The following is a 6,475-nucleotide window of genomic DNA, read 5'->3' as shown; positions in this document are numbered from 1 at the left end:
AACTCAACTTTTATTTTTGGGAAAATATATTATATATCCATGGTGCTTAGTCAATTAAAAATAATAAAATCATACTGACATAAATTTGAACTATTTTAAAATTAACTAGTACCGTGATTCTACAGCAGGTTCTCATATTATTTTTAGATGTCATTGGAGAGTAAAAGGTATGTTGAAAATTTCAAATCTTGACAAAAAATATAAAGAAAAAATAGTTTTGAATTCAGTTACACTCAATATAGAAGACTCAAATAAAATTTATTCTTTAATAGGTGAAAGCGGAACAGGTAAATCAACATTGTTTAATATTTTATTTGGTTTAGATCAGGAGTATGAAGGAGAGTATACTTTATTCAAGCAAAACGCAAAAGAATATAGTTTGGATACATGGGCGCAGTTAAGAGAATCAAAGATAGGATTAGTTTTTCAAGATTATAAACTTTTGGAAGACTTTACTGTTTTTGAAAATTTAAAATTAGCAAGTAATGCACCGGATTCAGATATCGGAAGTATCATGAAAGAATTAGATATTTTTGATTTGAAATCTAAGTTTTGCTTTGAGTTAAGCGGAGGGCAAAAGCAGAGGGTAGCTCTTGCACGTGCAGCCATAAAAAAACCAAAGATTTTACTATTAGATGAACCTACAGGAAACTTAGATACTTCAACCAGCCAATTAGTTTTTAAATATCTACAAAAACTTAGAAATAGAGGGATTCTTATTTTCTATATCACTCATGATAGAGAGTTGGCTAATTTGGCAGATGTTGTATATGAGATAAAAGATAAAACAATTAAAGAAGTCAGGAGAACAGAGGAAAATATAAAGTTATCTGATAACTTCAACGAAAATACTCGAAAAATTCCCTTTAATTTTACTATAGATTATGTAAAATATAAGTCAATTCGAAATATGAAGAGGCAATTACTTCTAATAGTTCCTATGACTTTAATAATATCTATTTTTATACTAGGCTTTACTGCGTATCGTTCAGCTTCTTTACTTAGTTTTGAGAGTTTTTTTTCTGGAATAAGTGAAAGAGTCATAGTGGCATCTACTCAGCAACTCAATACAGATACAATAAAAGATTATAATGAAAATAATATACAAAGCCCTTATGATGGTAAGAGAATAGGTTTTTCGGATAAAGATAAACAACAAGTTGAATCTATTGATGGAATTGAGAAGGTAATTTTATTTAATCATGGTGTAAAATCTAATTATAACAATGCTTATAATAGTTTAAATTTAAATTTTTCTGAAAAAGATTTTTCTAGTAAAATAAGAAAGTTTAACTATGGCTGGAATAAAATTTCTTCACTTTCATTCAATTTCCAAAAACTCGATGTTCCTAAATACTTTATTTCAGATTATAATTCTGAGAATATAATCCTGTTATCAGGTGACTATCCAAAGGATGACAGTAATGAAGTTTTAGTACCAGATACTTTTATTTTGCAACATTTAAATACTGAAGACTATCAAAAAGTTCTTAGAAAAGAAATTGATTTGGAAACAGCAAATATATACTCTAAGGAAAAAAAGAATGATAAAGTAATAATTAGCGGTGTTTATCAAACATATTATCAAAATAGTTTGAAATCAAATTATCCAATTTACTCATCTTATTTTGAAGAATCTAATCTTGAATATTTTTTAAGTCAAGAATCATATGAGCATCACAAACAAATATTATCGTTGACTCCTGAAACATCAAAGGCTAGTAAAGACATTGTAGATAGTTATGAAAATTATGTAAATGCTGTAGGGACGAGCAAAGATGGATTGTTAATAAAAATAACTGGTGATGTAGAGACTATTTCTAAAAATCTGCAAAAACTATTTCCTAAGTATCGATTAGCTTCCAGATATGATATGAGGTCAGGAACTTTTAGTGATATTTATGGTAGCTTAGTGAGAATATTGATAGTTGGTTCGACTGTAATTTCTCTGGTCATAGGATTAGTAGTTGCATTTTTAAATAAGGGATATATAATCAATAGATCAAAAGAGTTAGCTATTTTATATAGCTTAGGGTATAAGAAAAAGTATATTTTTTCAATAATATTTTTTGACAATATATTAATTTTTCTTTTATCTTTCTTTAGTGCAGTGCTAATAACTACAGGATTAAATTTAGTTTATCTCAGTAAGACTGTGTACTTCTCCTATTTTTCATCGTTATCATCATTATCAAATATGGGATATATTTTTGCACTTGTTATATTGATGATGTTAGTATCGGATATATGGGGGTTGAACACTGTTAAACAAAGGCAACTCCGGAAATTTTTGAATAATCAATTTTAACAATGTTAATCAAGAGTTTATTACATCAAATTTTGTGAACACTCTTTGATTTTAGCTAAAATATCTCATTGTCATGGATATTGGGAGGCTTTAAGATATTAAAAGAGAGGGAATTGAACTCAGTAATATCATTAATTTAATGAGCTAACTATTTGAATAGAAGATATGATTGAAATCATCAAAGCGATTCTCTATCCTATCTTCTATTTTTTGCATAACAAACAGAGGGGGGCACCCCATTTTTTGAGATTTATGTTACTCTATAGATATAGTTAATTGAAACAAGAGCAGGACAGAAGAGACTCGTAAAAGGTATTGCAACTTGGTAATACCTTTTTGAGGTGCTTTTTGATATGAGCCCATGTTTTCTCAATAGGATTGTACTCAGATGAGTAGGGAGGAAGAGGTAAAAGTTCATGCGCCACCGGCAGACAAGCTGTCACCTTTTGATTTGGTGCGTCCTTTGGCACTACCAGATGGCGTTCTGAGGTGATATAAGGATCTGTTTCTAGCAAATTTACTGTAGTAGAATCTAAAGCTTGGTACAATTCTTGAGCAAAGGTTGATTTACCCGAAGCTCCATGACCGTATATTCCCAGTGTCCTGACTTTCCCCGTCTCGATCTCTGAGACTAGTTGGTCTACTAAGTCTTTTTTCTTCATTCTCTCTTCACCTGTTCATAGCTTTCTTTTCCGTCATTGAGCTTGTCCCAAATCACTACTTGCCCACTTTTGAGCGATTTTTGCACATCGATAACTCGTTGGTTAGACGAACCTCGAAACTGGAGCATATGATTTCTCTTAGTTCGATCATATCGTCCATCGACAAGAATGTCAATCAGTGACAAGAGTTCCAGTTTATCTGGAGTTTCCAACATCATTTCTTCCCAAGTGTAGCCGGCCCAGGACCAGATGTCCTTGTCTGGCAATTCCTTCCGAATCCGCTTAGCAAGTGGCAAGAGAATCCCAGTATTAAGAAAAGGCTCCCCTCCCAGCAAGGTCAAGCCTTGAACATAAGGTTGAGCGAGATCTTCCATGATCTGTTCTTCTAATTCTGCTGTATAGGGAATTCCGGCATTGAAGGACCAGGTGGCAACATTATAACATCCCTCGCAATGAAACATGCAACCTGATACATAGAGAGAGTTACGCACGCCTTCGCCATCCACAAAGTTAAAGGCCTTGTAGTCAATGATACGCCCTTGACTGAGTTCCTCGCTTTTCCATTCTTGTGGTTTTGGATTATTCATTCGCTACCTCTATCCAATAACGCTCCACACCATTACGAACGTCCTCAAGGAGCCCACCATTTGCTAAAATGACTGCTCTACTAGCAGAATTATTCACACTACAGGTCACCAGAGCTTTCTTGATATTCTTTTCCTTAGCAACTTTCAAGCCCTGACGGAGAGTCTCTTTTGCATAACCTTTGCCTCTTTCTGATGGACGGATGGAGTAGCCAATGTGGCCAGCATAATTCAGTAAACCCTCATTCAGTCTCAATCGCAGATTCAAAAATCCTAGAGTATGACCTGCATCATCAAATGATACAAATTGAATAGAAGGAACACGATTTTCAGGCAAGTTTATTCCCATTTCTTTTTGCATATTTGTTTCCAACCACTCTTCATACACAAAGTTCTCTGTATCTCAAAATCCGCCATCATGGGCTGATTGGCTCTTTTCAAACTCTGCCATCATCTCTAAAACTGTTTCTTTATCTGCTAATCTTGGTCTGCGTAATTCCATCCTTACCTCCCACTATGAGAAAAGCGAGAGCTGACTCTCACTTTTATTTCTTCTTATTCTTATTTAAAAATTGTTCTCTGAGGTTGAGCAAGCGTTCTTTCTTACCAGCTCCACCTTTAGAGTGTTTCTCGTGATAACGGGTCACTTGTGCACGCCCCTTATCGTCTAATTGATATTTTCCCATTTCATTTCTTTCTAATTGGTTACTTGGTGACCAGCTATTTTAATCGTTGAACCATTCATGTGTTTGACACGCGCTGCAATTTCCTTGTGACGCCCATTGACCATAGGTCTCGCTTGAGGATTACCTAAATAGCCACAAGTCCGTTTAACAACGTCTACTGTTTTAGGGTCGCTATTGCCACAGTTAGGACAAGCAAAGCCCCTCTCAGTTGGTTCAAAATCCCCTTCAAAGTCACACTTATAGCAACGGTCTATTGGAGTATTAGTCCCCAGATAACCCACACGGTCATAAGCATAATCCCAGACAGCTTCCAGAGCCTTAGGATTTTGCTGAAGGACTGGATACTCACAATAATGGATGAAACCACCTGACGCACCTGCTTCTGGATAGACTTTCTCAAAGTCTAATTTTTCAAACGGTGTTGGATTTTTACGAACATCGTAGTGGAAAGAGTTGGTGTAGTATTCCTTATCTGTAATATCAGGAATAGAACCAAACTTGTCTGTATCTAGTCGACAGAAACGGTCTGTCAAACTTTCAGACGGTGTTGAGTAGATAGAGAAATGGTAGCCATATTGGTCAGACCACTCTTCTACACGGCGTTTCATATCGCGAATGATGTCTAGCGTGAATTCCTTAGCATCTGGATTACTTTCCCAGCTGTTACCAAAGAAAACTGTCGCTACTTCATACAAGCCGATATAGCCCAGCGAAACGGTTGCCCGACGATTCTTAAAGAGCTGGTCAACACTTTCTTCTTTACCTAGACGATGGCCAAAAGCACCGTACTGATAAAGAATAGGAGCATTTGCCGGTGTCGCTTCCTTGGTTCGTTCGACACGGTAAACCAGGGCATCTTCTGCGATATTCATACGCTCGTTGAAGATTTCCCAGAACTTATTCATGTCGCCCTCAGACTCGAGGGCGATGCGAGGAAGATTGACCGTCACAACGCCTAAATTCATCCGACCTGAATTGACTTCTACACCATTTTCATCCTTCCACCCTTGAAGAAACGAACGGCAACCCATAGGCACCTTAAAAGAACCTGTCAAGTCGACAATCTTATCGTAAGACAAGACGTCTGGGTACATCCGCTTGGTTGCACACTCAAGAGCCAACTGCTTAATGTCGTAGTTGGGAGTTCTTTCTTCCAAGTTAAGACCTCTTTTAAGCGTAAAGATGAGCTTAGGAAAGATGGCTGTACGGTGTTCTGAACCAAGACCCTTGATACGAATGTTTAAAATAGCTTTTTGAATTTCACGCTCAAAACGGCTAGTTCCTAGACCAAAACCTAGCGAGGTAAAAGGTGTTTGGCCATTTGAAGTGAAGAGGGTGTTGATTTCATACTCAAGGGATTGCATAGCATCGTAGATGTCTTTTTGAGTTTTCTTCCAAGCGTAATCTTCCCGTTTTTCAGGCAAGACCCATTCTTCTGCATCTTTGAGGTGTTTTTGGTAGTTCTTCTCTGCATAAGGCGCCAAGACTTCATCGATACGGTCAGCTGAACAACCACCGTACTGGCTAGAAGCCACGTTGGCGATGATTTGGGAAATCTGAGCTGTTGCAGTCTGGATAGACTTGGGACTTTCTACCTCTGCATTTCCAATCTTAAAACCATTTTCCAACATCCCCTTGAAATCAATCAAACAGCAGTTGGTCATCGGTGTATAGGGACTGTAGTCCAAATCGTGATAGTGGATATCCCCCTTTTGGTGAGCATTGGCTACGTGCTTAGGAAGCATTTGGAGTCCAATCGACTTCCCAACAATCCCCGCAGTCAAATCACGTTGGGTGTTAAAAACATCGCTATCTTTATTGGCATTTTCATTGACAACTGCCTGATCTTTATTAAGAAGCTTATGAATACTAAAGTTGATATCTGTCGCTTTTGAGCGCTCAAAATCCCTCTGTGTCCGATAAGTGATATACTCCTCAGCCAGCGCATATTCTTTGGCTTCAAGGAGTTCATGTTCTACGATATTTTGAATTTCGTAAATCTTAACCCCCTGTGGAAAGCGACTATGAATTTCTGTGACAATTCGCTCAGTCAGAGCATTGAGGCGTTTTTCAACCAAGGGTGTCACATCCATAACCTTGTCTGCCGCCTTGTGGAGAGCCTTGTCAATCTTATCCACATCAAATACAACACGTCTCCCATCTCGTTTCTCGACGAAGAGAGTTGGCAAAATTGTAATTTTTTCTTCTAGTGCAATCATATGCATGCTCTTTTCT

4 protein-coding genes and 3 pseudogenes are annotated in these 6,475 nt (G+C 37.0%); 1 reads left to right on the top strand and 6 read right to left on the bottom strand.

All coding sequences use genetic code 11. The annotated features are described in order from the left end of the window. Positions 1-169 precede the first annotated feature (169 nt). Entirely contained in the window at positions 170-2,308 is a 2,139-nt protein-coding gene (locus tag HT678_RS04320; protein WP_023939680.1) for an ATP-binding cassette domain-containing protein, read from the top strand. A 272-nt stretch (positions 2,309-2,580) separates the two neighbouring features. Here the strand turns inward: HT678_RS04320 and HT678_RS04315 are convergent. From HT678_RS04315 to nrdD, 6 genes and pseudogenes are all read right to left on the bottom strand, one after another. Next, positions 2,581-2,727, bottom strand: a pseudogene (locus HT678_RS04315) (transposase); the annotation flags it as partial. Further along, positions 2,719-2,970, bottom strand: a pseudogene (locus HT678_RS04310) (phosphoribulokinase); the annotation flags it as partial. The pseudogenes HT678_RS04310 and HT678_RS04315, both read right to left, overlap by 9 nt. After that, the gene (gene nrdG / locus HT678_RS04305; protein ID WP_050222807.1) at positions 2,967-3,557 is read right to left on the bottom strand and encodes an anaerobic ribonucleoside-triphosphate reductase activating protein; all 591 of its coding nucleotides are present in this window, start codon (positions 3,555-3,557) and stop codon (positions 2,967-2,969) included. The pseudogene HT678_RS04310 and the gene nrdG, both read right to left, overlap by 4 nt. Next, a pseudogene (locus HT678_RS04300) lies at positions 3,550-4,056 on the bottom strand (GNAT family N-acetyltransferase). The gene nrdG and the pseudogene HT678_RS04300 overlap by 8 nt, the downstream one beginning before the upstream one ends. A 43-nt stretch (positions 4,057-4,099) precedes the next feature. Beyond that, on the bottom strand, positions 4,100-4,240 hold the full coding sequence (locus HT678_RS04295; protein WP_000521618.1) for a hypothetical protein: 141 nt from the start codon (positions 4,238-4,240) through the stop codon (positions 4,100-4,102). 11 nt (positions 4,241-4,251) lie between these two features. Beyond that, complete coding sequence (gene nrdD, locus HT678_RS04290; protein ID WP_050207602.1) at positions 4,252-6,459, bottom strand: anaerobic ribonucleoside-triphosphate reductase; 2,208 nt, start codon at positions 6,457-6,459, stop codon at positions 4,252-4,254. Positions 6,460-6,475 lie beyond the last annotated feature (16 nt).

The organism is Streptococcus sp. 3167 (genome assembly GCF_013277175.1).
Classification (GTDB): Bacteria; Bacillota; Bacilli; order Lactobacillales; family Streptococcaceae; genus Streptococcus; species Streptococcus pseudopneumoniae.
This window is presented reverse-complemented; position numbering and strand designations above follow the sequence as displayed.

What these genes read in the sequence shown, in the direction of transcription:
- nrdG (WP_050222807.1), bottom strand. Translation starts at nt 3,557, where the DNA reads ATGAATAATCCAAAACCACAAGAATGGAAAAGCGAGGAACTCAGTCAA.
- HT678_RS04320 (WP_023939680.1), top strand. Translation starts at nt 170, where the DNA reads ATGTTGAAAATTTCAAATCTTGACAAAAAATATAAAGAAAAAATAGTT.
- HT678_RS04295 (WP_000521618.1), bottom strand. Translation starts at nt 4,240, where the DNA reads ATGGGAAAATATCAATTAGACGATAAGGGGCGTGCACAAGTGACCCGT.
- nrdD (WP_050207602.1), bottom strand. Translation starts at nt 6,459, where the DNA reads ATGATTGCACTAGAAGAAAAAATTACAATTTTGCCAACTCTCTTCGTC.